21 protein-coding genes are annotated in these 26,842 nt (G+C 62.3%); 8 read left to right on the forward strand and 13 right to left on the reverse strand.

Annotation, left to right across the window (positions count from 1 at the left end; translation table 11 throughout):
• Positions 1-3: 3 nt before the first annotated feature.
• From mrdA to J8C05_RS07765, 5 genes are all read right to left on the reverse strand, one after another.
• Positions 4-1,941 (reverse strand): penicillin-binding protein 2, encoded by a 1,938-nt coding sequence (gene mrdA, locus J8C05_RS07745; protein ID WP_211421660.1) that lies wholly within the window; start codon positions 1,939-1,941, stop codon positions 4-6.
• A 104-nt stretch (positions 1,942-2,045) separates the two neighbouring features.
• Positions 2,046-2,657 (reverse strand): rod shape-determining protein MreD, encoded by a 612-nt coding sequence (locus J8C05_RS07750; RefSeq protein ID WP_211421661.1) that lies wholly within the window; start codon positions 2,655-2,657, stop codon positions 2,046-2,048.
• Between the two features lie 47 nt (positions 2,658-2,704).
• Entirely contained in the window at positions 2,705-3,610 is a 906-nt protein-coding gene (mreC, locus tag J8C05_RS07755; protein ID WP_211421662.1) for a rod shape-determining protein MreC, read from the reverse strand.
• Between the two features lie 13 nt (positions 3,611-3,623).
• Positions 3,624-4,679 (reverse strand): rod shape-determining protein, encoded by a 1,056-nt coding sequence (locus J8C05_RS07760; RefSeq protein ID WP_014100066.1) that lies wholly within the window; start codon positions 4,677-4,679, stop codon positions 3,624-3,626.
• Positions 4,680-4,957: 278 nt separating this feature from the next.
• Positions 4,958-6,190, reverse strand: coding sequence for a FecR domain-containing protein (locus tag J8C05_RS07765; RefSeq protein WP_211421663.1), 1,233 nt, complete (start codon positions 6,188-6,190; stop codon positions 4,958-4,960).
• 154 nt (positions 6,191-6,344) lie between these two features.
• On the opposite strand from J8C05_RS07765, the gene J8C05_RS07770 reads away from it, so the two are divergent.
• The gene (locus J8C05_RS07770; RefSeq protein ID WP_211421664.1) at positions 6,345-7,859 is read left to right on the forward strand and encodes a leucyl aminopeptidase; all 1,515 of its coding nucleotides are present in this window, start codon (positions 6,345-6,347) and stop codon (positions 7,857-7,859) included.
• Here the strand turns inward: J8C05_RS07770 and J8C05_RS07775 are convergent.
• On the reverse strand, positions 7,854-8,885 hold the full coding sequence (locus tag J8C05_RS07775; RefSeq protein WP_211421665.1) for a ThiF family adenylyltransferase: 1,032 nt from the start codon (positions 8,883-8,885) through the stop codon (positions 7,854-7,856). The two genes, J8C05_RS07770 and J8C05_RS07775, sit on opposite strands and share 6 nt — an antisense overlap.
• An 11-nt stretch (positions 8,886-8,896) precedes the next feature.
• Positions 8,897-9,667, reverse strand: coding sequence for an enoyl-CoA hydratase/isomerase family protein (locus J8C05_RS07780; RefSeq protein ID WP_211421666.1), 771 nt, complete (start codon positions 9,665-9,667; stop codon positions 8,897-8,899).
• Between the two features lie 136 nt (positions 9,668-9,803).
• Here J8C05_RS07780 and J8C05_RS07785 point away from each other — a divergent pair, with 136 nt between their 5' ends.
• A complete protein-coding gene (locus tag J8C05_RS07785; protein WP_211421667.1) occupies positions 9,804-11,639 on the forward strand; it encodes a M61 family metallopeptidase in 1,836 nt (611 codons plus the stop codon).
• Between the two features lie 146 nt (positions 11,640-11,785).
• Here J8C05_RS07785 and ftsH read toward each other — a convergent pair whose 3' ends face one another.
• The 6 genes from ftsH to J8C05_RS07815 form a co-directional block, all read right to left on the reverse strand.
• Positions 11,786-13,705: an ATP-dependent zinc metalloprotease FtsH gene (gene ftsH, locus J8C05_RS07790; RefSeq protein WP_211421668.1), complete on the reverse strand. Its 1,920-nt coding sequence runs from the start codon at positions 13,703-13,705 to the stop codon at positions 11,786-11,788.
• A gap of 198 nt (positions 13,706-13,903) precedes the next feature.
• Positions 13,904-14,908 (reverse strand): tRNA lysidine(34) synthetase TilS, encoded by a 1,005-nt coding sequence (tilS, locus tag J8C05_RS07795; protein WP_211421669.1) that lies wholly within the window; start codon positions 14,906-14,908, stop codon positions 13,904-13,906.
• Between the two features lie 26 nt (positions 14,909-14,934).
• Entirely contained in the window at positions 14,935-16,293 is a 1,359-nt protein-coding gene (locus tag J8C05_RS07800; RefSeq protein WP_211421670.1) for a hypothetical protein, read from the reverse strand.
• A gap of 138 nt (positions 16,294-16,431) precedes the next feature.
• Positions 16,432-17,010: an RNA polymerase sigma factor gene (locus tag J8C05_RS07805; protein WP_211421671.1), complete on the reverse strand. Its 579-nt coding sequence runs from the start codon at positions 17,008-17,010 to the stop codon at positions 16,432-16,434.
• 103 nt (positions 17,011-17,113) lie between these two features.
• On the reverse strand, positions 17,114-18,694 hold the full coding sequence (locus J8C05_RS07810) for a DUF4388 domain-containing protein (RefSeq protein WP_211421672.1): 1,581 nt from the start codon (positions 18,692-18,694) through the stop codon (positions 17,114-17,116).
• 65 nt (positions 18,695-18,759) lie between these two features.
• Entirely contained in the window at positions 18,760-19,761 is a 1,002-nt protein-coding gene (locus tag J8C05_RS07815) for a hypothetical protein (RefSeq protein ID WP_211421673.1), read from the reverse strand.
• Positions 19,762-20,070: 309 nt separating this feature from the next.
• Between J8C05_RS07815 and J8C05_RS07820 the strand changes: the two genes are divergently transcribed.
• The 6 genes from J8C05_RS07820 (at position 20,071) to dnaJ (ending at position 26,809) form a co-directional block, all read left to right on the forward strand.
• The gene (locus tag J8C05_RS07820) at positions 20,071-20,379 is read left to right on the forward strand and encodes a hypothetical protein (protein WP_058867167.1); all 309 of its coding nucleotides are present in this window, start codon (positions 20,071-20,073) and stop codon (positions 20,377-20,379) included.
• A gap of 107 nt (positions 20,380-20,486) precedes the next feature.
• Complete coding sequence (locus J8C05_RS07825; RefSeq protein ID WP_211421674.1) at positions 20,487-21,068, forward strand: cupin domain-containing protein; 582 nt, start codon at positions 20,487-20,489, stop codon at positions 21,066-21,068.
• A gap of 85 nt (positions 21,069-21,153) precedes the next feature.
• Positions 21,154-22,335 carry a heat-inducible transcriptional repressor HrcA gene (gene hrcA, locus J8C05_RS07830; protein WP_211421675.1) on the forward strand — a complete coding sequence of 394 codons (1,182 nt, stop codon included), beginning with the start codon at positions 21,154-21,156 and terminating at the stop codon, positions 22,333-22,335.
• A 197-nt stretch (positions 22,336-22,532) separates the two neighbouring features.
• Complete coding sequence (locus tag J8C05_RS07835) at positions 22,533-23,453, forward strand: nucleotide exchange factor GrpE (protein WP_211421676.1); 921 nt, start codon at positions 22,533-22,535, stop codon at positions 23,451-23,453.
• 104 nt (positions 23,454-23,557) lie between these two features.
• Complete coding sequence (gene dnaK, locus J8C05_RS07840; protein ID WP_211421677.1) at positions 23,558-25,438, forward strand: molecular chaperone DnaK; 1,881 nt, start codon at positions 23,558-23,560, stop codon at positions 25,436-25,438.
• 141 nt (positions 25,439-25,579) lie between these two features.
• Positions 25,580-26,809, forward strand: a complete 1,230-nt coding sequence (dnaJ, locus tag J8C05_RS07845) for a molecular chaperone DnaJ (protein WP_211421678.1) — start codon at positions 25,580-25,582, stop codon at positions 26,807-26,809.
• Positions 26,810-26,842: the final 33 nt, after the last annotated feature.

The raw sequence follows: 26,842 nt of genomic DNA on the forward strand, positions 1-26,842 counted from the left end.
GACTCAACGCGCCGGCGTCTGGGCTGGCGTCTGGGGCCGGGGCGTCGGACGCGCCGCCGGACGGACGGGTCCCGGAGCCTCGGCTGCCCCGACCTGCACCGGGAGGCCCTTTTTCTTTCTCAGCCACACCTCAAACACCGCCCGCACATTGGGCGCAGAGGCCTTGGCGCCAAAACCGCCGTGCTCAACCAGCGAAATGGCCGCGATTTCCGGTTTCTCGCGTGGGCCAAAACCGACGAACCACGAGTGATCGCGCTCTTCGAGCTTGGAAGCCTTGAGCTTGCTGACCACCTGGGCCGTCCCCGTCTTGCCACACATCTCAAAGCCGGTTTCCGGGTCGCGCAGCGCCGAACCGGAGGCCGTTCCACCGGCATTGACCGCCCCCCACATCCCTTCTATCACGGCCTCCCAGTAGTCATCCGGGAGTTCAATCCGCTTGACCTGGTCCTTGAAGGTCACACCGGGGCGTTCCTGCGTGGGACGCGCTTCAAGCAGAAAGTGCGGGGTATGAAACTCCCCCCGCATGGCAATGCCGGCGACCGACCGCAGCATCTGCAGGGGCGTCGGGCGCACCATGGCCTGCCCGATGGAAGCATAGACGGAATCCGCATCTGTCCAGCGGTACTGGGCCGGCGTGGCGTTGGGCATCGTACGGCGAACGGTCGCCGCCTTGAGTTCGAGACTCGGAATATAGCCCTTGAACTCATTGGGCAGATCGATACCGGTGTACTCTCCGGCGCCCAACTCCGAAGCGTAGGTGCGGAGATTGTCCAGACCGAGCTTGATGCCCAGCCGGTAGAACCAGCCGTCACATGACTTGGCAATGGCCGTGGACAGCGGTGGCGTCCCGTGACTGCCCATGCATCGGACATGGCGACCACCGACGTTGATCCCTCCACCACACAGCAGGCGGTCCGTCGGCTTGAGCACGCCAGCCCGCATGCCGGCCACGGCCATGATGATTTTCCAGGTCGAACCCGGCGGATAAATGTCCTGGATGGCGCGATTGCGCAGCGGCTTGTGTTTGTCGTTGGCATACCGCGCATAATCTGCCCGCGAAATGCCGCCCGCAAACAGGTTCGGGTCATAGCCCGGCATCGAGGCCAGCGCCAGCATTTCACCATTGCGCGGGTCCATGACGGCAATCGTTCCATTCAGTTTCAGGGCCTTGAGCCGCTCCTCCGCCACCCGCTGCAGGTCCAGATCGAGCGTGGTCACAATGTCTTGGCCGGCAATGGGGGGAACCGTCTCGATTTCACGCACGAAGCGTCCGCGCCGGTCCACGATGATGCGCCGGTAGCCGTCGCGCCCCATGAGAATGCGGTTGTAGAACCGCTCCAGCCCCGCCTGCCCAACCTTGTCCCCCGGACGACAGTAGTCAAACTCCGGGCGCTTGAGCTGGGCTTCACTGACTTCGGTCACGTAACCCAGAATGTGGCAGGCCAGCTCCCCGTGGGGATACTTGCGCTGGGGACGCAACTCGACGAGAAACTCCGGGTGTTCATAGTCCAGCACCGAAACCTTGGCGCGGTCGGCATCCGTGATGTTGGACTTGACCTCGACCGGACGGGTTCTGGCCGCCGGCGAGCGGAGTTGCTGCCGGGCATACTCCGGCGCCACCCCAAACTCTTCCGCCAGAATGCGCAGCGTTTCGGCTTCATCCTGAATGTCTTCCCGGTTCACCATCAGGCTGAACGTCGGCCGGCTGTCCACGAGGACGTTTCCATGGCGGTCAAGGATATTGCCGCGCGGCGCGACAATGGGAATCTTGCGCTCGCGGTTGTTTTCGGCCTGTTTGACATAGTCCTCGTGGTGCACGACCTGCATGCTCCACAGGCGCAGGGCCAGGACGACGAAAGCCGCCACGATGCCGGCCTGAAGCGCCAGCAACCGGAGCCGTGGATTGAAAGAGGGTGGCGGACCTGAAAAGTGCGGCGTCATGGGAAATAGACTTCAGGAAAACATCCGCAGCGCCGGGTCTCAGATGCAGAAGGTCAGATCAAAAGGCGCGTGGCGCCGGTGTCAAAAGGCACGCGGTGCCGGTGTCAAAAGGCACGCGGTGCCAGGGGTTCATCGGTGCTGCGGACCGCAATCCACTTACCCAACCAGCGATCACCCAGGGGAAACAGGGCCAACCCGGCCAGACCATTCCCCAACAAGGCGAACATTCCCACCCGGACGACATCCCGAAACGTCGTTCCCGGCGGCAGCATCGAAAAAAAGTACAGAAAAAAGGCAAACAGTCCAGTGTTGACGACGGAACACAGCGGTAGCACCAGCAGGCGTGTCACCTTGCTGTCCAGTGAAAACTTGACACTGACCACGGCGAGCGCGTAGCCGATGAGCATCTTGGTAAAGCCACTGGCGCCATACAGCACGCCCCACACCAGGTCCTGCAACAGGCCACCGGTCATCCCGACCAGGGCGGCGCGCAGGGCACGTGGCTGCACCCCGACAAAGACGGTCAGGATGAGGATGAAGTCCACGTGCTCAAAAACAAAACCAAAATAGGGAAGGCGCACCAGAGTGGTTTGCAGCGCCACCATGAGCAACAGCGCAACGGTGACACGCGCCGTTGGCCCAAGCTCCAGCACGATGAGGTTGGTACTGGCGCGGCGCTGGGGGAGGGACTGGCGCATGACGTAAGGTGATAACATAGCGTACCGATGGATTTCTTCACTGACGACGGTTCACTGGCGCTTGGTTATTTGCTTTTGGCCGGTGACTTGGTTGCTGGTGAAGGGCGCAGCAGATCGGAAACCGTCACCCGGATGGTTGGTGGGAGAACAGCTACTTCCTCCAGGCGCTCGAGGGGCACCGCCGGGCGAACCTGGATGCGATGAAGGCCCGCGCCGGAGCCACGCTCGACGGTTTCCACCATACCGATGATGAGTCCCTTCGGATACACACCATCGAGGCCGCTGGTCAGCACCATCTCACCTTCACTGACGTCCGTCAGGCCCGAAACATTGTCCAACCGGCACAGCGGCTGATTTTGTCCGCGCAGCTCACCATTCACCCGCGATACCGCGAGGGTGGCACCCACTCCGGCCTGCCCGTCCGCAATGGTCTGCACGACGGCGACGTTCGGGCCAACGGCCACCACCCGCCCGACCAGTCCCTGGGGCGTGACGACCGGCGCATTGACGAGCACCCCATCCAGCGAGCCTTTGTCGAGCAGGATTTGCCGAAACCAGGGAGTGCCGTCGCCGCCAATGACATTGGCCACAACCGTCGGTGCCGGCGCGGACTGCTTCAGGGCCAGCAGTTCACGCAACCGCTGCCCGTCGAGCGCCTCGCGCTCGCGCTCCACCAGCAACAGCCGCAGGCGATCATTTTCAGCCTGCAAACGCTGGTTGGTGGCATACACTCCGCGTAAATCCACATACCCCTTCCAGGCGGCTACCACCGTGGTGATCACGGCATCCGATGCCTTCTGGAGCGGCTGGAGCACCGTCAGGAGTGCCACCCGCGGCACGCTCTGCCCAAGGGCGCGGGCGCGGGCGTGGAGGGACATCAGAAAAAACTGCGCCAGAAGCAGACCAGCCACCAGCAAGGCAATCCGGCGCGCCGGATCGAGCTTCTGCAATGGGGAGGGCAAGCTCAACATCTGGCCCCCAAACTCAGTTGGCAATCATGTGCTTGGCGTAGGCGCCTCCCAGGCTCACCCGTTTGAGCAGCTCAAAGTCACCCAACATCTTGCCGGTTCCAAGCACAACGGACGACAACGGGTTTTCAGCCAGAGTCACGGGAACGCGCGTTTCTTTCATCAGAAGTTTGTCGAGCCCCTTGAGCAACGCCCCACCACCGGTCAGGACAATGCCCCGGTCGGCAATATCGGCGGAGAGTTCCGGTGGCGTGCGCTCCAGCGCCACCCGCACGGCATTGACGATGGTGGCAATCGGCTCCGCCATCGCCTCGCGCACTTCCTCGTCAGAAATGGTGATCGTTTTGGGAATCCCCTCGATGAGGTCACGCCCGCGAATCTCCATGGTGAGGCGCTCTTCCAGGCGGTAGGCCGACCCCAGCTCAATCTTGACCTGCTCGGCCGTTCGTTCGCCAATGAGCAGATTGTACTTGCGCTTGATGAACTGGGCGATGGCCTCGTCGAGTTCGTTGCCGGCCACCCGCACGGCACGGGAATACACAATGCCGGAAAGCGAAATCACGGCAATGTCGGTTGTGCCGCCGCCGATGTCCACAATCATGTTGCCGTATGGTTCAGTGATGGGCAGCCCCGCGCCAATGGCCGCGGCCATGGCTTCCTCGACCAGATAGACTTCCGCCGCCCGCGCCCGGTAGGCGGCATCCTCGACCGCACGCAGTTCGACCTGGGTAATCTCGCCCGGCACGCCGATGACCACCCGTGGCGACACCCACGACTTTCCGTTGTGCGCACGCCGGATGAAGTGCTGGAGCATTTTCTCGGTCACTTCAAAATCGGCGATGACACCATCTTTCATCGGACGAATCGCCACGATGTTTCCTGGCGTCCGCCCAATCATTTCCTTGGCTTCCTTACCAACGGCCTCGACCTGGTGAGTGATTTTGTTGATGGCGACAATGGATGGCTCACTGACGACGACCCCGCGGCCTTTGGCATACACCAGCGTGTTGGCCGTTCCCAGGTCAATTGCCAGGTCATTGGAAAAGTAGTTGAAGATAGAACGCAGTTTCATCAGTTAAACGTATCATTCCCAGCCGACAGGTTCAGAGCGGCCGTGACAGCCGCCCAAGCGCAGCTTTTGGCGAGGCCCAGCAGAGCGCCCGGCTTTTCAAAAACACTGCTCTTGAAAGCTTGTTCACTTTTGAACCATTGTCAAGAAACGTAGCGCCCAAGGCTCGGAAATTTTTCCGACAGTCAGCAGCCCGGATTAACACAGAGGCGACCGGGCGGCCACGGCGCAGCCACCACCGGCACGTACCGGCAGGCAGCCTGCAAAGAGTTCAGGCCCATTCAGTTCGTGACGACTTTTTCCCCCCGTCGCCCAAGGGCATCCATGGCGGCGATACGAAAGGTTTGTCCCGGCATGACAATGGAAAATCGCCCGTCACTATCCACGGGAACCGCCCGCCCGTTGATGCGGATTTCAGCCCCCGGCTCCGTTTCACCCGAAACTTTGTGAATACCGGACGCCACCCGTGATACCTGCACTTTCCCGATGTAGATAGGCGTGTCAGAGAGTCCTGGCTGCCGGGGAACGAACGTCAGGCGGAACTCCTCGCTCCACACCCCGGGCCGCCCATCCCGCGCTACGGCCCGCACCCGCCACCAGTAGGTACCGCTCTGCGAGTTGACGTTCCACGTAAATCCGGGGGTGTCGGTATCCTTTTCAAAAACCAGCGCCCGTTCGAGAAAGTATTGGGAATTAGCCACCTGGAGCTGATACCGGGGCGCTTCCGTCACCGTCCCCCAGGCAAAGGTCACCGGCAGCGGCTTGCCATACTCCAGCGGAATGATACGCGCGTTTTCGGGCAGCGACAGACGCGGCGGCGACAGCAGGGTGTACTGCCCCACTTTTTGGTCCCGGTCATACTCCACACTCGTGCTGGTACGGATACTTTCCGTCACGCCCCGGTCCGTCGTCGAGCGGAGTTCCCCGCGCTCCACACTGACGCGCACGCGATCCCCGGCCACATTGACTTCCGCGCTGGAGTTCTGCGTTACGCTGAACTTGACACTCTTTGACGCCAGCTCGTTGACATCCTCGGCCGTCTGAATGGTCCCCGTGCTGATGTTGACCGTGCCGCCTTCGACCCGGTTGCGCACCACCTGCTGGTCGGTCTTGGCGTTCTTGGCGTTTTCCTGAACCATGACCGTCGAATCCGACTTCATCTTCAGAACGCTGCGGTCAACATACTGGATGACGGCGGCCCCGTCCGAAGCTGTATAAATGACATCACCTGGCTCAAGGATGGTGTTGGGGGTCGCCGGTTCAAGCTGATTGGTCCGTGCCCGCTTGATGTTGACTGTGCCCAGCACCTGAACCAGGCGGGCCCCTTGAGTTTCAAATTGTCCGGCAAGGGCTTCCTGGTGACGTTTCCAGAGATACAACCCGACAATTGCGCCAACAAGCAGTAAAAACCCGGCAATAATTTGATAAAACGTCCGGCGGGAGATGAGATACCAGTCCACAATCGGACGCTTGAATTTGGTTGCGGCGTTTTTATTGCCCGGCTGGACGTACATTGAACATCGTCCACATGACTGACCAAATCCGTTGACCCGTGAGACGCCAGGGAGCGTCCTCACCACACGCTATCGCTATAGCACAGCCAACTATGCAAAATCAAAACGTGCTTGAAACCTGTCACCTTGCCATGTACCTGGAGTCACCCACACCATGACCTTGTCCGCCCATTGTCAACCTCTGGCACAAACCACCGTTGATGTCCTTCTCGTTCCGGTTTTCACCGATGACATATCCGACCCCAGCCGCCTCAGCGAAAGCCTCCCATGGGCTGGCGAGCGCCTTTCGGCGGTGCTCGGCACGGCCGAAATGCGCGGCAAGCCGGGACAGACGCTTACCCTGCACCTTGCGCCCGGTGCAGCCGCTGGCAAGCTGGTGCTGATGGGTATCGGCGCGGCCGACAAGCTGACGACCCAGACGCTCCGTGAAAGCGTGGCCGCCGCGATTCGCGCCCATGGAATGCAGGGCGCACGGCGCTTTGGTCTCCTCCCCCGGTGGGGCGCGCTCACACCCCGGACCTTTGCCCAGACGGCTGTGGCCGGCACGCACCTGGCCACCTTCCCCGTGGACTGTTACCGCACTGAGGACACCCGCCCGGTCCAGGTCGAGACACTGACGTTTGTAACCGAAACCACCGATGATCCCGCCCTCCACGAGGGCATCCGCCGGGGCAGCATCCTTGGAGAAGCCATCAACTTTGCGCGGTTTCTCGTCAATGAGCCGGCCAACCGGATGACCCCCACCCACCTTGCCCATCACGCCCAGGAAATGGCCAATGACGTGGGCCTGCAAACCGACATCCTCAACGAAGACAAAATGCGCGACCTTGGAATGGAGGCGCTGCTGGCCGTGGCGCGCGGCTCGGTCGAGGAACCACGGCTGATTACCGTACGCTATAGCCCTCCCAACGGCGGCGGACGTGAAACCATCGGTCTCATCGGCAAGGGCATTACCTTCGACACCGGCGGTATCTCGCTCAAACCGGCCGAAAACATGGAAAAGATGAAGTACGACATGGCCGGCGGGGCGGCTGTCCTTGGGGCGATGCGCGCCATTGCCCAGCTCAAGCCCAACCTCAACGTCATTGGCATCGTTCCGAGCTGTGAGAACATGCCTTCCGGCAAAGCCACCCGTCCGGGCGATGTCGTGCGGACCATGCTGGGGAAAACCGTCGAAATTATCAACACGGATGCCGAAGGACGGCTCATTCTGTGCGATGCCATGGCTTATGCGCGCCGGCTGGGTGTCACCTGCATGGTGGACCTGGCGACCCTGACCGGGGCCATTGCCGTTGCGCTGGGACTTCGCTACGCCGGACTGTTCAGCCACCATCCCAACATGGTTGAGGAACTCCAGGCAGCCGCCCGTGCGGCCGATGAACGGGTGTGGCCGCTGCCGCTCGATGACGAGTACCGGGAACTCATCAAAAGCGACATTGCGGACATCAAAAACGTCGGCGGCAAATACGGCGGCAGCATCACGGCGGCCTGGTTTCTGCGGGAATTTGCGGGCGATGTCCCCTGGGCGCACCTCGACATCGCCAACATGGCCTGGAACATGGAAAACAAACCGCATCTTCCCAAAGGGCCGACGGGCTTTGGCGTGGGAACGCTGGTTGAGTTCGTCATGGCACGCGCCCACGCCGCCAACGGCACTCCCGGCTCATAGCCCGAAGTATCGGGCATAAAAAGCGCGCGCCCGGTCAGGGCTGGAAGTCCCTTTGATGATGGCACGGCCATCCTGAAACAGTGTGGCTTCCAGCCCCTCGACGGTAAAGCGCAGCACCTCGGCGTTATGCCGGACCTCGCCGAGGGGCCGCAGGCGTTCGGCCAGAGAAAAAAAATCGAGTGCGCCGGCGGGCGTGCGCGCCGGACGTACCTGCACGGCCTCACGTCCGCACAGCGTGGCGGCGAACGTCGTTTGTTCGACCGTCAGGAAATCAAACCGCCGAAGCTGGCAGCAGGGACAATCCGCGCGGCGGCGGTTGGGCGACAGGGCCAGCGTCGTCTGCCGCCCGCTCCAGACATCCACCTGCCAGAGGTTGTGCCGACAGGCTGCCGCCTGGCCCGTCAGCAGCTTCAGGGCCTCGACCACCTGGGCAGCCGCCACCGTCTGGATCACCGGCAGAATGACTCCGGCCGTCTCACAGGTTGGCATCAGGGCCGCGTCCGGCGGTTCTTCAAAAACACAGCGCAGGCAGGGCGTTTCACCCGGCCGGATGGTCATCGTCGCCCCCTGGCTGCCGACAGCCGCGCCATAAATCCACGGTTTCCCGTGCTTGACGCAGGCATCGTTGAGGACATAGCGCGTCTCGAAGTTGTCCGTGCCATCGAGGACAACATCGGCCGCGGCCACGAGGGCTTCCACCGTATCCGGCGCGACATCGGCAATGATGCCCTCGACCCTGACGGCGCTGTTGACAGCCCGCAGCCGCTGTTCGGCCGCGCGCGCCTTGGGACGGTGCTCCCGCGCATCAGCTTCATCAAACAGGATTTGCCGGTTGAGATTCGACCACTCGACGAAATCCCGGTCCACGAGACGGACCGTACCGACGCCGGCCCGCACGAGCATATCGGCCAGCGCACAGCCCAACGCACCGCATCCCACGACCAGCGCCCGCCCTTGGGCAAGCCGCGCCTGCCCTTCCGGGCCGATTTCGGCAAACCGTTCCTGGCGGGAGTACCGTTCACGCATCCCGTCCGCCGTCAGCCTTTCCTGAGAAATTTGGCGACGCCGGCGCGGCAATCGGCCGTATGCCGGGCAATGACGTTGACATCGGCGCCGCTGCGCAGCGCGGCTTCAAAGCTGAGGCCGTCCATGTGGTAGAGCAGCCGCTTCGTCAGATGCATGGCCGAGCTGCTTCGGGCTGCGAGCTGTTTGATGTATGCCGCAAAGGCTTCATCAAAGGTATCGCCCGGCAGGACGCGGTTGACCAGTCCCCACTCGTGGGCCTGCCGGGCCGAAAGAATCTCCCCGGTGAGCACCCATTCGAGCGCCCGCTTTTCGCCCAGATTGCGTCGCAGAATGGCCATGACCATGGCCGGGACGAAGCCGATGTTGACTTCGGGATAACCAAACTGCGCCGTTTCCTCTGCCACAATGAGGTCGCAGGCCGAAGCCAGCCCACAGCCGCCCGCCAGCGCCCGTCCCCGGACACGCGCTACAATCGGCTTCGGACAGGCGCGCATGGCGGTGAACAGATGAACAAGGGTTTCGGCATCCCCCAAGTGCTGCATGATGTCCTGCTCAGCCATGGCTTCCAGTGCCGCCAGATCAGCTCCGGCGCAGAAGTCCTTTCCGGCGCCGGTCACCACCAGAACGCGCACGTCCGGGTCCTGCGCGGCCGACTGCACTGCTGCCCGCAGCCCGTTCAGGATGCCGGCATCAAGCGCGTTGCGTTTTTCAGGACGGTTCAGCGTCGCCGTGGCAATCCCGTCGGCAACGTCGTAGAGAAGGCTATTCGGTGTGTCGCTCATGGTTTCTTCCTTCGGCGCGGCCAAAGGCGGCACCGAATCTCTCCAGAAATGAATGGCTATCCGCCACAAGGGACTTTCGCTAGATTACCCGCCATTCACCATGCCTTCCAAATTTCCCCACAGTGACTGACGCCTGATGTCCACCCATCCTCACTTTCACCCTGCCGTGTGGCGGCGGATGTGCACGCCGTACACCTGGCTCTGGCTTACTCTCCTTTTCGCACTTGCCGGGTCAGGGCAGGCCCAACCCGCCAGACCGACCGTGGTCTATGACCTCGTTCCACAGACGCCGAACAGTCATCTCATCACCGTCACCCTGCGTTACGCCCCCCCGGAACCGGTCAAACATCTCGATGTGGCCCTTCCGGCCTGGCGTCCGGGACGGTATCAGATTCAAAACTACGCACGGAACATCCGTGATTTCCGGGCCACCGACCAGACCGGGCGGCCGCTGCCATGGGAAAAAACTGACAAATCCACGTGGCGCATCCAGTGCGGCGCGGCTCGGGAAGTCCGCGTCTCCTATGCCTGCTATGCCAACACCCTCGATGCCGGCTCGACGCTCTGGAACGACGAGGAACTGTACTGGAACGGCACCAACCTGCTGATGTATGTCGTTGGGAAAAAAGACCTTTTGGCGCGCCTGTCGCTGACGCTGCCCGCCGGCTGGCGCTGTGCCTGTCCGCTCAGAAAAGTCGCCGAACCGTTTGTCTATGAAGCGCCCGACTACGACACGCTGGCGGACGCACCCGGCATTGCCAGCCCAACGCTCGACATCGTTCGGTTTGAGCACGCCGGCACGACCTACCTTGTGGCGTTCCAGGGTCCGGTGAGCGTTCCACTGAACGAACTGGCCGAGTCCATACGGCGCATCGTGGCGGTGACGGTGGAGATGTTCGGCGGCAAAGCGCCCTTTGCCGACTACTGGTTTCTCTACCACGTCATCCCCGGCGGCCGTTTTCACGGCGTCGAGCACCTCAACTCGACGAGCATCACCGTCCCGGCAAGCGTGTTTACGGAACGTATCCAGCGTTTCTACAGCATTACCGCGCACGAGTTTTTTCATGCGTGGAACGTCAAGCGCATCCGTCCGCAGGTGCTGGGGCCCTTTGATTACAGCCAGGAAGTGTACACCCGCAACCTCTGGGTGGCGGAAGGGGTGACGAGTTACTACGACGATCTGCTGTGTCGGCGGGCGGGCGTGCTGTCGGTTGAGGACTACCTGCGCGCCCTGGGAACGACGATTGCCACGCAGCAACGGACGCCGGGGCGACTTGTCACACCGGTCACGGCTGCCAGTTTTGACGCCTGGCTGACGCCGGACGACACGAATGTGCGGGTGGATTTCTACACCAAGGGGGCGCTGGTGGCGCTGCTGCTCGACCTTGACATCCGGCGACGCACTGACGGCGCCAAATCCCTCGACGACGCCATGCGCTGGCTGTACACCACTTATGCCGAACGCGGGCGCGGCTATCCCGAAAACGGCATGCAACTGGCCGTTGAAGCCGTAGCCGGAACGAGTTACGCCGACTTCTTCGCGCGGTATGTGGACGGCACGGACGAACTGCCTTATGGGGAGTACCTGGCAGCCGTCGGGCTGGAACTCGTCGAGACGCTGTCGCCCACGCAGCCCAAAGCGTCGCTGGGCATCGAGTTGTCCGGGGATGAGAAACAGACCGTGATTGCCAATGTCTTTCCCGGCGAGGCCGGTTTCCAGGCGGGTCTCGACCGGGGCGACATCCTCGTGGCGCTTGACGGCGAACAGGCTACGCTGACCACAGTGCCCCAGTTGCTGAAACAGCGGCAACCCGGCGAGACCGTCAGAGTGCTGGTGTTCCGGCGCGGCAGGCTGCGGGAATTCGCAGTGACGCTTCAGAAAGAAACGCGCCTGGATGTCCAGGTGCGCCCTGTGTCAACGCCAACGCCCACCCAGACCCGGCTCTACCGGACATGGCTCGGTTTGTCCTGACGCAGAGCTGACTGGCTCCGGTTGCCGGCGTGATGTGGTCACGCCGGTGTCAGCCGGAAGCGCCAAAACAAAAACCTCCACGCCGCTTCAACCGGGCTGCGACGTGGAGGCTCAGGTTATCGGTTATCGGTCAGGCATCCATCGCACTAGGCGGTTGCCGGATTGTCCCCGGCGGCCACGGGCGGAATCAGCGGATTGACGACTGGCGGACGCACGGCATCGGTTTTGGCTTCTTCGCGGTCACTGCTGCTGCCGGTTGGTTCGTCATCATCCAGCGGCAACCCTGCCACCAGCCGCCGAACCTGAATGGCATCAAGCGATTCACGTTCGAGCAGCGCCTCCGCCAGACGCACGAGGGCATCCTTGTTGTCCAGGATGATCTGCCGCGCACGGTTGTACTGCTCCATGACGATGCGCTTCACTTCCTGGTCAATCTTGATGGCCGTGTCTTCGCTGTAATCCTGATGCTGCGCGATTTCCCGGCCCAGAAAGATTTGCTCTTCCTTTTTGCCGAAGGTCAGCGGCCCAAGCTGCGACATGCCGAACTCGCACACCATGCGCCGGGCCAGCTCCGTGGCGCGTTCAATGTCGTTCGAGGCCCCGGTCGTGATGTGATTGAGGAAGATTTCCTCGGCCAGACGGCCGCCCATGAGAATGGCAATCTGTCCCTCGATGTACTCGCGGGTGTGAGAGTAGCGGTCGGCTTCGGGCAACTGCTGCGTCAGGCCCAGCGCCATGCCGCGCGGGATGATGGTGATTTTGTGCACCGGGTCGGCATTCGGCACTTTGATACCGACGAGCGCGTGTCCGGCTTCGTGATAAGCGGTGTTGCGCTTTTCTTCGTTGGACATCACCATCGAGCGCCGTTCGCTGCCCATGATGACCTTGTCTTTGGCCCACTCGAAATCACGCATGGTCACGAACTTCTGGTTGTTGCGGGCGGCATTGAGCGCGGCTTCGTTGACGAGGTTGGCCAGGTCAGCGCCGGTGAAACCCGGTGTGCCACGCGCAATGACGGAAATATCCACGTCGTCCCCAAGCGGAATCTTGCGCGTGTGGACGGCCAGAATCCCCTCGCGCCCCTTGACATCGGGCCGGTTGACGACCACCCGGCGGTCGAAGCGCCCGGGCCGCAGCAGCGCCGGGTCGAGCACGTCGGGGCGGTTGGTTGAGGCAATCAGGATGACGCCGTCATTGGATTCAAAGCCATCCATTTCGACGAGCAACTGGTTGAGTGTCTGCTCGCGCTCATCGTGACCGCCGCCCAGACCAGCGCCCCGGTGCCGGCCAACCGCGTCAATCTCATCAATGAAGATGATGCACGGTGCATTTTTCTTGCCCTGCTCAAACAGGTCGCGTACCCGCGACGCCCCGACACCGACGAACATCTCCACGAAGTCCGAGCCGGAAATGGAGAAAAACGGCACGTTGGCTTCGCCGGCGACCGCGCGGGCCAGCAGCGTCTTGCCGGTTCCGGGCGGACCCATCATCAGGATGCCTTTCGGAATGCGGCCGCCCAGCTTCTGAAACTTCTGCGGTTCCTTGAGAAACTCAATGATTTCCTGGAGTTCTTCCTTTGATTCTTCAACCCCGGCGACATCCTTGAAGGTGATGCGCTTGGCCTGATTGGAGAGCAGCCGCGCCCGGCTGCGCCCAAAGGAAAGTGCCTTGTTACCGCTCCCCTGCATCTGGCGCATCATCAGAAAGACAAAGCCAATGAGCAGAAATACGGGCAGGTAGTAGAGCAGGATGGTCAACCATATCCCGCTCGTGGCCGGCTTGCCCTGCACCTTGATGTCCCGCTCTGCCATGCGCTTCATCAGATCGCCGGATACGTTGGCGACGATGTCGGTCCGAAACGGCTTGCCATTGACATACTTGCCCGTGACTTCCGTATCCGAGATGACGGCCTCCTGGACTTCCTTGGCGTCGATCTTCTTGATGAGGGTCGCATAGTCAGGGTTATCTTCCTTGAGCTGTCCGGTGCGGTGGAGCAAGCTCCAGAACAACACACCGCCAGCAATAATGACGATCCAGAGAACTACTTGTCGGACTGCCGTATTCAACGTCGCGCCTGCCTTTCCGTTTTCAGTCGTCGGTTGTCCTGCTGTAAAGCTGACCGGGAATGAGCTTGTGACGTGCGCGGGGTCGGCACGCCGGGTTGGGCCGATGACTTTACACGAACGGCTTTTCCGAGGAAAAGCCATCACGTCGTTTCTCTCCGGCGGGAGCGCACTCCCGCCTGCCTGCAATATAAGCCACCATCACGCCTGGGTGAACACCAGCGCGTCGGCGATCCGTCGCACTTGGCGTCCACCCGTCAACTCAACGCACTTTCCAATCGCATCCGTGGGGAGAAGAATCTGCTCGATGGCGGCCACATGCCGGGAGGCCACAGCCGGATATTCTGCCTGCTGTGCCACGGCATGCAAGACCCGGCGGCGGATGGGTGGTGGCAACGCCAGTAACTCCATCACCGGCAGCGCCAGTCGCCCGCCAGCGCGGCGCGCATGGCGTTCCAGCCAGGACTGGGCCATCTCCATGAGGTACTGCTGGTCTTCACGCGCCTGGGCAGCCAGCCGCGCCAGGGCGCTTCCGACTTGCGGATTGAGCTGTTCGAGTTCCGGCAGCACGCGGTGGCGCAGCCGATTGCGCGCCCGTGACAGGTCGTGGTTGGTGGCATCTTCCCGAAACCGCACTCCATGGTGCTGGGCATAGGCGACAATCTGCCGGCGCGAGGTATTCAGAAAAGGACGAATCACCTGCACCGGCGTTCCGGCGGCAAGCGGCCGTAAAGGGGCGATGGCGGTCAGACCGGCAAGACTGGTCCCCCGCACCAGACGGAGCAGAACCGTCTCCGCCTGATCGCTCTTGGTATGTGCGGTGGCGACGAAAGCCGCGCCCAGACGCTCTGCCGTCCGCCGCAGAAACGCATACCGCACCTGTCGGGCCACGGCTTCCAGGTTGCCGCCGGAGGTCACAAGGTGGGGAATGTCGGCGCGCTCCACGGTCCAGTCCAGCCCCATCTGCGCGGCCGTTTCCGCAACCAACTGCGCGTCCGCCGCCGCGGCTGCACCACGCAGGCCATGGTCGAGATGGGCCACGTGCAGGTCTGGTGCCCGATTGTCTCCACACCAGGTGTGCAGGGCGTGGAGCAGGGTCATGGAATCGAGTCCGCCCGACACGGCCACCACCACCCCGGCGGAGGGGAACCCCGCCACCTGACGCAGCCAGGTCACATTCAAAATGGATTCAGCCGTGAACTTCATCCCAAACCACGCAGAAACGGCGGCGGTCACTCGTCAGCGAGCGGTGGGTAATCAAAGGGATGGTTGGCCAGTACGGCCCGCATGTTGATTTGTCCGAGCAGGGTTTCCAGAAAGGTCGAGAGCAGATGGATGGTCTTGAGCAGTTCTTCGAGATTGCGTGCTGACTGGACGGTATCCAGAAAACGGTCGTATTCGTCCCAGTCCTTATACATCAGAAAACGCAGGGACGTGTCCCGAAAGAGCGTGATGCGCTCAATGAGCGGGGCAACGGCGGTCTTTTCCGGCCGGGACTCGAAACGGCGCAGGTGGCAGAGCAACCGCCAGATGTCCTCGCGCAGGTGGAGGGACTGTTCGAGTTTGGTCTGGAACATGTCGAAAGCCGCGGCCCCGTCGAAACCCGGATCGAAGACCACGGCCAGCGCCACCAGCGATTGCTGGAAACAGTCACGGAGCAGCCCGTGGGCATTTTCCACGCGCGCATAAATGGGTGGCGCCTGATTGAGTTCAGCAAAGCCAGTCAGCTCCCGTCCGTAAATTTTCTGGAGTTCCATCTCCAGGGCGTACACCGTGGCGTCAAACGCATCGGTGACATCCGGCAGCAGATTGGGCAGGCGCATCAGGCGGGTTTCGATGAACTCAATCAGGGCTTCCGTCTCCGCCCGCACCAGGATAAAAACGGGCAGGGTGCCTTTGAGCGGGCGGTCCTGGCGCAGGTCATCCTGGATGAAGTCCAGGTAGCGCAGGAAACGATAAAAACAACCGAACACATGCCGCAGGTCCTGGCGCAGGGGAAGGTCGGACAACCCCAGCAGCAGCTTCCGTAGCGCCTCAGACTGGATTTCCGGCTTGCGCGTCTGCATCTCCGGCTGGATAGCCAGATGACAACCACTCCGTTCAATGGACTGATTCAGCAGCCGTCCGACCGCTGTGAAGGTGTGATAGCCAACCGGTTTCGTCCGCACCAAATCATCCACAACGGTCCGCACATCGAAGAGCGCTTCCGTCAACTGGTACAGCGCCGTGACCAGTGCTGCATTCGGGGCCGCCAGCTTTGGGGGCGGCACGGTTTCGCTCTTTGGTGTCGGTGTCTGCAGGGCCCCGATGATTTCGGTGGACAGATAATTCAGCCGCAGCAGCGACTGGCGCACAATCCGCAGCTCTTCGGTAAAGTCCCGCTGGGCAAGGGTGGCCCGGCCCTGTTCGGAAAGCGGATGGAGTTCGACCCGAAAAAAACACGCCAGGCTTTGAAGCAGCATGTCGAGTTCAAACAGCCACCGCTGCCCGGCCCCGGTCAGTGTCGTTTCACGGACAAGGGCCGGCAACGGTGCGGTTGTCTCCGCTACGACCTCATCCGCCGTCGTCGTTACTGGCTGGGCATCGTTCATGGGACAGGGCTGGAGTGCGGGAACAGAGGTGAAAGAAAACCAACCGGCTAAAGGTAAGACGGAAAAATAATGTAAACCGGCGGGATTGTATAGCCACCCCCCTTGGGGGCCCCGGACTGGCGTCAGGCGGCCCCGGATTCAATCAGCCGGGCTGGATGGGGAGGCAAAAAACGCCGCCAGATGCCGCTTCAGCTCCAGTTTGGCACGAAACAGGCGGGATTTGACCGTGCCGACGGCCACGCCCAGCACTTCGGCAATCTCCTCACAACTGAGGCCGTCGTATTCCTTCAGCACGAGGGTATCCCGAAACTCCGGCGACAGACGTTCCAAGGCCTCGCGCACCAGCCGGGCCCGTTCCTGAGTCTCGAACACCACGTCCGGCCGCTCCGCGGCCTGTGGCTCCCGGGCCGGCGCCGGTTCGTCGTCCGGCGCCGGCGCGACCATCACCCGGTGTTCACTGCGGCGCGTATCGCTGACCAGACGATTGAACGCGATCCGGTACAGATAGGTTTTGACCGAAGCCTCACCACGCCAGCTCCCGGCGTGTTCCACCAGGGCGACAAAGACATCCTGACACAGCTCCTCAGCCCGTACGGATGAAGACAGGCGCCGCGCCAGAAAACGGTAGATCGCCATCCGGTGGCGTTGGTAAAGCTGGCTGAACGCCTGTTCATCACCCTGCTGAAACGCGCGCAGGAGTTCTTCATCAGTAGCCATGACCGGCTCGTGGGGTGACGAGCGTTTCTTTCAGCGGGTGGTGGCCGGACCGGGCAGAAGCCGCCTTCCGCTCCGCCGGCGGTGGTGCCCGGGGCCACGCCCGCTACTTCTTGAACAGCTTGTCAAAAAACCCGCCGCCTTTGGTGGACTTGATGGCATCGAGTCCCTTGCGCGCCGCTTTGGACTCAGGATCGAGGCGCAGGGCTTCATTGAACATTTTTTCCGCCTGAATATTCATGTTGGCGCGGGCATAAAGCTGCCCCAGCGCAACGAGGGGCGCGGCGTTGAACTGGTCCAGTTCGGCCGCTTTCTTGAGGGCATGTTCAGCTTCCCGCTGCATCTTGGGATGCGCCGCGAGCGTCGTGCCCAACAGCAGGTGATAGCGGGAGGCGTCGGGGTTGAGGGTCACGGCCTCCCGCAGCAAAGCCACGGCACTGACAAAATCGCGGTTGGCAATTTTGGCGCGGGCGTCCTGAAAAGCCTTCTCTGCCCGGGCCTCGCGCTGGGCCGTGGTCTCACCCGGTGGTGCCGACGGCAGCGGGGCACTCCCCCGTGGCGCCGGGGTGGCGGAAGCCAGCGGCATGGGCGTCAGCACCGAGGACTTGTCCCCACCATCCCGGATGGCCTCATAGGCCTCCGTAATCCGCGCGAAAATGGCATCCACCTGGCGGCGGGTCTCCAGCGTGGCGTTGAGGTGGCGGTCGGGATGAAAGTCCTTGGCCAGCCGGTAGTAAGCATCCCGAATCTCATCCCGCGTGGCATGGGGCGAGACGCCGAGAATTTCATGCGGATCATTCGTCGTATCGAGCCGGGCCTGCATCGCCAGCAGCATGTTGACGGCCTTGAGCGAGCCGGTCCGCTTGGCGGCAGCGTCCGCCTCCCGTGGGGGAATCACCGGCGGCGCACTCACCGCCTGCTCGACCACTTCAGCCGGAATTTCCATCTGCCCGGTCTCCCGGTTGACAACCGGCGCGGCGTGACGCTCCAGAATTCCGGCCGAGATCAAACCGTACAGCGCCTGAAGAACGGCGTTGGGCGGGGCGCTGACCAGCATCATCGCCTGCAACACGTTCATGGGAATGTTGATACCGTTCACCAACTGCCGCTCGATGGGCTTGAGCGACAACGACTGGGTCCGCAGCAGAGGGTTGCTCGCCGGGCCGATGAGACGGTTCAGATCCCCCATCCCACGCTGGATAACACTGAAATCCCGGATGCGGCGGACGCCTTCCAGAATGATGTTCGCCGTCGAAAGCTCCAGCCGCAGGTCATCCGGTACGGGTTTTTCCTGGTTGGTAAAGCGATACTGCCCGCTCGTCCACTCGAACATCGAGTAGATGATACCCAGAATCTGAAAGGTGACGGCGTTGGACAGCTCCCGCTCGGAAATGATGCCCTGCTCGACCAGCACGCGGCCAAACCGCTTCCCACGGGTCATGGCTTCTGAGGCGCGCAGGAAGTTCTCCTGCGACAGCAGGCCGTGACGCATCATGCTTTCGCCAATGCGGTCGGCGCGGTCATTGCTCCGCGCAAAGACAATGGCGCCGAGTTCAAAGTAGATGGACTTGGTGAGCGCCTGGTGGTTCACTGTCAGTTCACCGCTCAGACGCCGGGTGTAAATCCGCCGGATGACATCCGGCAGCGCATCCTGAATGAGATCACCCTGCAACAGTGGACTCGTCACAGCACACTCCTCATTGTGTTCAGGCAGGCAGGGCGGACGCCCCGGATGGCCATACCCGCCGCACCTCATTCGACTTCCACGGTCTCACCGTCCTTGCCCCTGACGACCGGGTCAGACGGTCGCGCCCGCTCTCCCTGGCGATCAGCTCCACGCAAGACACCACTATCATCCATGAGAAACGAACGCCGCCCGGTTTCCCGGTAGCGTTCCGGCACCGCATGAATCTGAAACGTTGGGGGAACCGTCTGGTTGTTGACCACCACCTCGATGCGATAGCCCCGGTAACGCCCATCGGCGAGTCCGGTGATCTCCCCTGCCCGGCGCAACTCGGCCAGCGTGCCAAAACGATTCTGCCCGACGCCTAACGCATAGCGTGCCTGGGCTTCCTGCAACTGACTGAGCAAAGGTAACACGGCCGCTTCATTGGCGGCGACCCGGATTTCAAACAACCGGTCGAGATCAAACACTTCATCGGTTTGCCCGCCAAAATCGGCGGCGTACAGGGCAACGATGCGCCAGGTCTTGAGTTTCCGGTCACGGGTGAGCACCACACTGATCACCACGGGCCTGGCTTCTTCGCTGTTGAGGGACGCCCGCAACTCGACCACGGACAGATTTTCTTCCGTGATGTCCCGGAAGGCGATGTTGCCGACGATGCGCGTTCCCGAACGCAGCAGCATCTCGCGCGCGCCGGTCCCCGTGGTGATGGACTCCACCCGGACGCCCCGTTCGGCCAGCCGGCCGAGCGGGTGATCGCCCAGCAGGGCCTGCCGAATGTCGTTGTAGGCGCTGTTGTCGTTGGTGGCCAGACTGGAGAGCGTCGCCTGGGCGCGTTCGGTAAAAAAGGCCCGGATGGCCGGGTCATCCCCCCGAAAGAAGGCTTCGACACAGGCGGCGACAATATCCACCGGGCGCAGTTCGCGGGAACGCTGGGAAGGCGTCGCCGCAGCGACCGACCCGGCCAAGGGACCGGCCAGGGGCCCGGACAAGGACCCGGCCAGGGACACTGGAAGAAGCGCACTGGACAGGGCAAGGGCGCTGACGCCCAGAACAGAGGTGAGACGCAAAAGACGCCAACCACAGACCGGCGTGCGTATTTGAGAAAGACAAAGAACCTGCATGGGCATCATCATTATGGATTGTTACGGCTCGTTTCAAGCCGGTATTCGGGCAAGGTCATTTGACAGCGCCAATGGATGCGTTCACCTTGTCATGGCGTATCATACGTCTCATAGGTCGCCCCAGAGGAGTGACCGCTTTGGGAATGACACCTGCTTGGAAAAACAGCCTGGAGTGGGCATTCAAACGCTGGACGTGAGGGCATCTGCATAGAGGTGGGAAACCACCCTTTGGGTTGCCGCATCGCATGCCGTGCCATGTACGACCGAGTGATCCGCCTCCGCGGGAGTGAAACCTACGAACTGGCGACCCGCACCCGTTTCGGTTACGAACTCGATCCCAGCCGCAACTTCGGCATCCGGCTCGTCGTGCGGGCGTATGTCGTCGCCGAGGACTACAGTATTGAAGATTTCGCCGCCCTGGTCCGAAACGAAGCGGCGCGCCACGAAGAAACGCAGCGTTTTCGGGCGGCCTTTGCGCTCGACAGCCGCGACCTCGACCTGCCCACCCCGGAAGACCAGCCGCCCGCAACCACGCCCTCCGCTGACACACCACCTGAGCCATGACGCCTGATGCGTGCCACGGCGGTGCGACGCGGCCGCCCTCCGGGAAACCAACCGCATTGCAGATGATGTTCCGGGATAGCCCCATACGAAGGAATGACGGTCACACCATGGAAATGCCCCTCCCACCACTGAACCCCCACTCCCCTTCCGAACCGGTGGAAGCCCCACCAGCCCGGCAGGATACCCCTTCCGCCGCGCCTCCGGTTCACCGTTTCACACCGTGCACGGAGCCTTTCCGGTGGGAAGGCGTCCCTGTCACGGCGTACCAGTCCACGCCCGCGACCGCCGCCGACTTTGCCGGCATCACCCGGCAAACGCTGTTCGGCCACGGCGGCGAAACCATCGGCTTTGAAGTGCGCTACTTCGAGATTGCCCCCGGCGGCTGGTCATCCCTCGAATGCCACGAGCATGCCCACGCCGTCATTGGGCTGCGCGGGGTGGGGAAAGTGCTGCTGGGGGACACCGTACAGACACTGGGGTTTCTCGATCTGGCCTACATCGGGGCCAACTGCGTCCACCGCCTGGTCAACGACGGCCCGACGCCGTTCGGCTTCCTGTGCATTGTGGATGCGAAGCGCGACCGTCCGCGCCGTCTCCGTCCGGCTGATGTGCCGGAGCTGCTGGACAATCCCGCGTTGGCTCCACTCATTCAGCGGGCAGCGGTGCAGACGACACCTTGCCCGGAGTAGCCGGAGACAGAGCGCGGCTTGACACTTTTTTTTGACCGGTGCTAGTTTTTTTTCGACATCTTTTTTCCAAAAAAACCAATGGTTTATGGGCAAACGGCGGGCAGTTCACGGACTTGATGAACGTAGTCACGAGCTACTTCTGACGCTCGTTCGCCTCCACATTGCCACGGGCGAACCCATTGGCTCGCGGACGCTCTCCAAACAAGCCGGCCAAACGCTGAGTCCGGCCTCCATCCGCAACATCATGGCGGACCTGGAGGAACAGGGTTATGTGGCCCAGCCGCACACCTCAGCCGGACGGATTCCGACCGACCGCGGCTACCGCTACTATGTGGACACGCTGGTGGCGGACTTCGATGCACGGCCCTCCCGGACGGATGAAGAAATCATCCAACGCAGCCTGTTTTCCGACCCCACCGTGACCGGGGAGGATGTCCTGGCCCGCGCCTCCCACGTGCTTTCCAACCTGTCGTCACACGTCGGGATCGTGCTGTCCCCACCGCTTTCCCGCGATCTCCTGCAACATATCGAGTTCATCCGTCTCGAAGCCCGGCGCGTCCTCGTCGTGGCCGTGTCGCGTACCGGACTGGTACGCAACTTTGTGGTGCGCCTCGATGAAGACCTTTCGCCGGGCGAGCTGGAACGCACGGCCAACTACATCGTCGAAAACTTTGCCGGCCGGAGTCTGGCAGATATTCGCGTCGAACTGCTCAGGCGGATGTCGGAAGAAAAGCACCTCTATGACCGGCTGCTCAAGAATGCGCTTGTGTTGTGCAACCGGGATTTGGGCAACGGTGCAACCGAAAGCGACGTGTATGTGGATGGCACGATCAACATGCTCGATGCCCCGGAGTTTGCCGATGCGGCCCGTATGCGGTCCATCTTCCGCATGTTTGAGGAAAAAGGGCGGCTGGTCAAAATCATCAATGCCTGTCTGACACAGGCCGAGACCGCCCGCGGCATCGTGGTGCAGATTGGTATGGAGCATCACGTACCCGGCTTGCGCGACTGTGCAATTGTTACGGCTCCATATCACTATCGGCACGATTCCGTCGGAAGCTTCACTGTCGTCGGTCCGATGCGCATGAAATACGGGCGGGTGATGCGTCTGGTTGGTTACATGGCAAAAATGTTCGACCAACTGCTGAACGACGCCCCCTCTTCCCCGTTTCCTCCGGCACTCGTCGGACAACCGCCCGTTGGCCAGTCGGCGGGTCACATTCAGGTTGTGAACCTGTCCGGCAGCCAAAATCCGGTTGGAGGATAGATGAGCAGGCAGGATGGAGCAGCGATGGTTGGCCGGGCGGCACTTGACTGCACGTTTGTAACCTCGTTCCCGTCAGCGGTTTCCGGCGTGCCAGCCCGGTTTCTGACGGCGGTGACTGCCATGCGCCACAATCCTGTGCATCGGTGTGACGCATCCTTCAGTCTGCCCCCCAAGCCTGCTTCGAGGAGGACAATCTGGTGAACACTCCCGTTGGCAACGTCATGCCGAAGCTCGATGTGGCAGGGCCGAAACGCCGCACCATTGAAATTGAATTTCCCACGGAGCCCCCTCTGGCGGACGAACGGCTGGAAGTGCCGGTGTCCTCGCCGGCGGGCACGCCACCGGCGGTTTCGGTTCCAGACCTGGTGGAAAACGTCCTTGAACTGGAAGCCAGCGGAGCCGAGGCAAAGACGGCCGACCTGGCCGTGGATGCCTCCACAGCCGATGCCCCAGCCCCGGCGGCGCCCCGGGCGGCGGAACCGGCGGTAGCGCCGACGGAAGACCTCCCGGCAAGTGGCGTCACCAGCGGCAGGCAGGCTTTCTCTGAAGACGAAACCATTAAGCTGCTGATGGACCTCGCCAGCTTGCAGGAAGACCTCGAACGCGCCCGTGAGCAGACCAACTCCGCCCGCCGCCATGTCGAGATCGTCCAGGAACAGCTTTCCAAAACCCTCGTCGAGAAGAGCGCGGTCCAGGATCAGCTCCAGCGACTGATGGCCGAGTTCGACAACTATCGCCGCCGCGCCGAACGGGAAAAGGCCGAAGCCATGGAACGTGGCAGACAGGCCGTTCTGCTGGCGACACTGGAAGTTCTGGACAACCTCGAGCGTGCCCTGGCCACCGGACGGGCAGAAGGCGGGACACTCGCCGATTTTCTGGCCGGGGTCGAACTCATTCAGCGGCAGGTCGTGGACAGCCTATCCAGCTTCGGCGTCAAGCCGGTTCCGGCCGTTGGTGAAATTTTTGACCCCACGGTTCACGAGGCGATTGCCACGGACGAAACAGACGAGTACAAACCCAATACCGTTCTGGCCGAACTCAAGCGCGGGTACACACTCGGTGATCGGCTGCTGCGCCCGGCAATGGTACGGGTGGCCGTCCGCCCAGCCGCTTCTTGAGTGCCGAATGGGATCAGCTCAGGTAGGCAGACCCCGCACGACAGTATTTCGTGCGCCCTGTCGTGGCGCACCGGAAGTCATTTCTTCACGCATGTCTTCAGGGCATGCCACGGACTGATGTCATGGGCAAAGTTATCGGCATAGACCTTGGTACGACCAACTGCTGCGTTGCCGTCATGGAAGGCGGCACGACCCAAATCATTCCCAACAAGGAAGGTGGGCGCACGACGCCCTCGGTTGTTGGTTTTACCGACAAGGGCGAGCGACTGGTGGGGCAGATTGCCCGGCGGCAGGCGATCACCAACGCCGCCAACACCATCTATGCTGTCAAACGTCTCATTGGCCGCAAGTTCAACTCGCCGGAAGTCCAGCGCGCACGCGAAACCTGCCCCTACGAAATTTGTGAATCCTCGAACGGCGACGCCTGGGTCCGCGCCCAGGGGCGGGCCTACAGCCCCCCGGAGGTCTCGGCCATCATCCTGCAGCGGCTGAAAGCCTCGGCGGAAGACTTCCTCGGTGAACCGGTCGAGGAAGCCATCATCACGGTTCCGGCCTACTTCGACGACTTTCAGCGCCAGGCGACGAAAGATGCCGGCAAGATTGCCGGTCTCAACGTCCAGCGCATCATCAACGAGCCGACAGCCGCCGCCCTGGCCTACGGTGCCGGGCAGCACAAGTCGGAGCGGATTGCCGTCTATGACCTCGGCGGCGGCACGTTCGACGTGTCGGTGCTCGAAATGAACGACGGCGTGTTTGAAGTCCTCTCGACCTGCGGCGACTCCTTCCTGGGCGGTGAAGACTTCGACCAGCGCATCATTGACTGGCTCATTCAGGAATTTCTCCGCGAGACGGGCATTGATCTGCGCGCCGACCGCCTGGCGCTCCAGCGGCTGAAGGAAGCGGCGGAACGCGCCAAGTGCGAACTTTCCTCCACACTCGAAGCCAACATCAACCTTCCCTTCATTGCCGCCGATCCGGCTTCCGGCCCCAAACACCTCAACCTCAACCTGACCCGCGCCAAGTTTGAGGAACTGGTCAAGGACCTCGTCGAACGCACCGTCGAACCCTGCCAGAAAGCCCTGTGGGATGCCCGGCTCAAACCCGAAGACATTGACCAGGTATTGCTTGTCGGTGGACAGACGCGCTCCCCCATCATTCACGAATGCGTGAGGAAGATTTTTGGGCGTGAACCCAACGCGAGCATCAACCCGGATGAAGTCGTGGCCATTGGTGCCTCGATTCAGGGCGGGGTGTTTACCGGGCAGGTCAAGGACCTCGTGCTGCTCGACGTTATCCCCCTCTCGCTGGGGATTGAAGTCCGCGGGGGGCTGTTCCAGAAGATCGTCGAGCGCAATGCCACGATTCCGGTCCGCAAGGCGCTGACCTTCACCACCGTGGTGGATAACCAGTCCAGTGTCGAAGTCCACGTGCTTCAGGGTGAGCGTGAAATTGCCAAGGGGAACCGCTCCCTGGGACGGTTCGAGCTGATTGGCATTCCTCCGGCCCCGCGCGGCGTCCCGCAGATTGAAGTTTCCTTCGAGATTGACGCCGACGGCATCGTACAGGTCTCGGCGCGCGACAAATCCACCGGCCTTGAACAGAACATGCGCGTCACCCCCTCTTCTGGTCTGTCCCCCGGTGAGATTGCCAACCTCATTGCCGAGGCCCAGCGCAATGCCGAAAGTGACCGCCAGTTGAAAGAACTTCTGCTGTTGCAAAGCCGCATGGACGGTCTGCTGCAAAACACCCAGCGGTCGTTCGGCGAGTTTGGCTGGATGCTGCCGGCGGAAGAGCAGGAACTCGTGCGGGAGACCCTCATCGGCGCCAAGGAAGTGCTCAACATTCAGGACCCGGCCGTGGTCAAACAGTGGCTCGACGCGCTCGAACAGGCCGCCCAGATCATCACCAATGCCATGTTCAATGCGCCGGCAGGCGAGCAGCCTCCGCCATCCGAAACCGGCGGCGTGAAGATGTTGACGGAATGACGCCCGTCGGAAATGGTAAGGCTGACCGGTGAAGTGGTGCGCGCGGCCCCGCTAGGGGCCACGCAGACACACCACCCAGCCGTCGGCAGGCGTGGCCCGGCGGGCCACGGTAACCTCACCCGGTTTCGGAAGGATTGAGGCATGGCAACCAAACGGGATTACTACGAAGTGCTGGGCGTCGCCCGCAACGCAACGGAGACGGACATCAAAAAGGCCTATCGCCGTCTGGCCATGAAGTACCACCCAGACAAAAATCCGGGAGATGCCGCCGCCGAGGAAAAGTTCAAGGAAGCGGCAGAAGCCTATGCTGTCCTTTCCGACCCCGAACAACGCGCGCGCTACGACCGCTTTGGGCATGCCGGTGTCGGCGCGGCCGCCGCGGGCGGCTTCGGCGGCGGCTTCGCCGGTTTCCAGAACTTCGAGGACATCCTGGGCGACCTCTTTGGCTTCGGCTTTGGCGGCGCTGGCGGCGGACGCCGCAACAGCCAGGTCCAGCGCGGCGCGGATTTGCGCTACGATCTGGAACTCACCCTTGAAGAAGCCGCCAATGGCGTCACGACACAAATTCGCGTTCCACGGCTTGAAGCCTGTGGCGACTGCAATGGCAGTGGAGCCGCCCGTGGCAGTTCGCCGGAAACCTGCCCGACCTGTGGCGGGCTGGGGCAGGTTCGCTACCAGCAGGGCTTCTTCAGTGTGACCCGGACCTGTCCCCAGTGCCGCGGGACGGGGCAGATCATCCGCGACCCCTGCCGTACCTGCCGGGGCGAAGGACGGGTGCGGCGCGAAAAGCGCATCGAAATCAAGGTCCCGGCCGGCGTGGATGACGGCATGCGGCTGCGCGTCAGTGGTGAAGGCGAAGCCGGCCTCGGCGGCGGCCCGCCGGGCGACCTGCAGGTGGTCATCCACATCCGCGAACACGACATCTTTGAACGGCAGGACAACAACCTGCTGTGCCAGGTCTCGATTGATTTCGTCGAAGCCGCCCTGGGCGCTGAAATCGAAGTGCCGCTGCTGAATGGTCAGACGACCATGAAGGTTCCCGAAGGCACCCAGTCCGGGACGACCTTCCGCCTGCGGGGCAAAGGGATTCCCTCGCTTTCGGGCGAGGTGGGCGATCTGTTCGTCGTCGTCAACGTTGTCACCCCCACCAACCTCACCCGTGAACAGCGGCGGCTGCTCGAAGAATTCGCGGCGGCCTCCCCCCGGCGCGAAGGACGCAAAGCTGTCCGCAAAACCGAAGAAAAGGGTTTTTTTCGACCGCGTCAAGGACGCCATCTTCGGCACCTGACACCTGCCGGAGCCGGCCGTCGCCGGCGGCCGCCGAAACGGCGCGCCCGTAAAGACTCCCGCAGAAACCGCCCGGCCGCCTGACCGGACGGGACTCCCCCAGCTCCTGGCAGGGAT

The sequence above is a fragment of the Chloracidobacterium sp. N genome (assembly GCF_018304765.1).
Classification (GTDB): domain Bacteria; phylum Acidobacteriota; class Blastocatellia; order Chloracidobacteriales; family Chloracidobacteriaceae; genus Chloracidobacterium; species Chloracidobacterium aggregatum.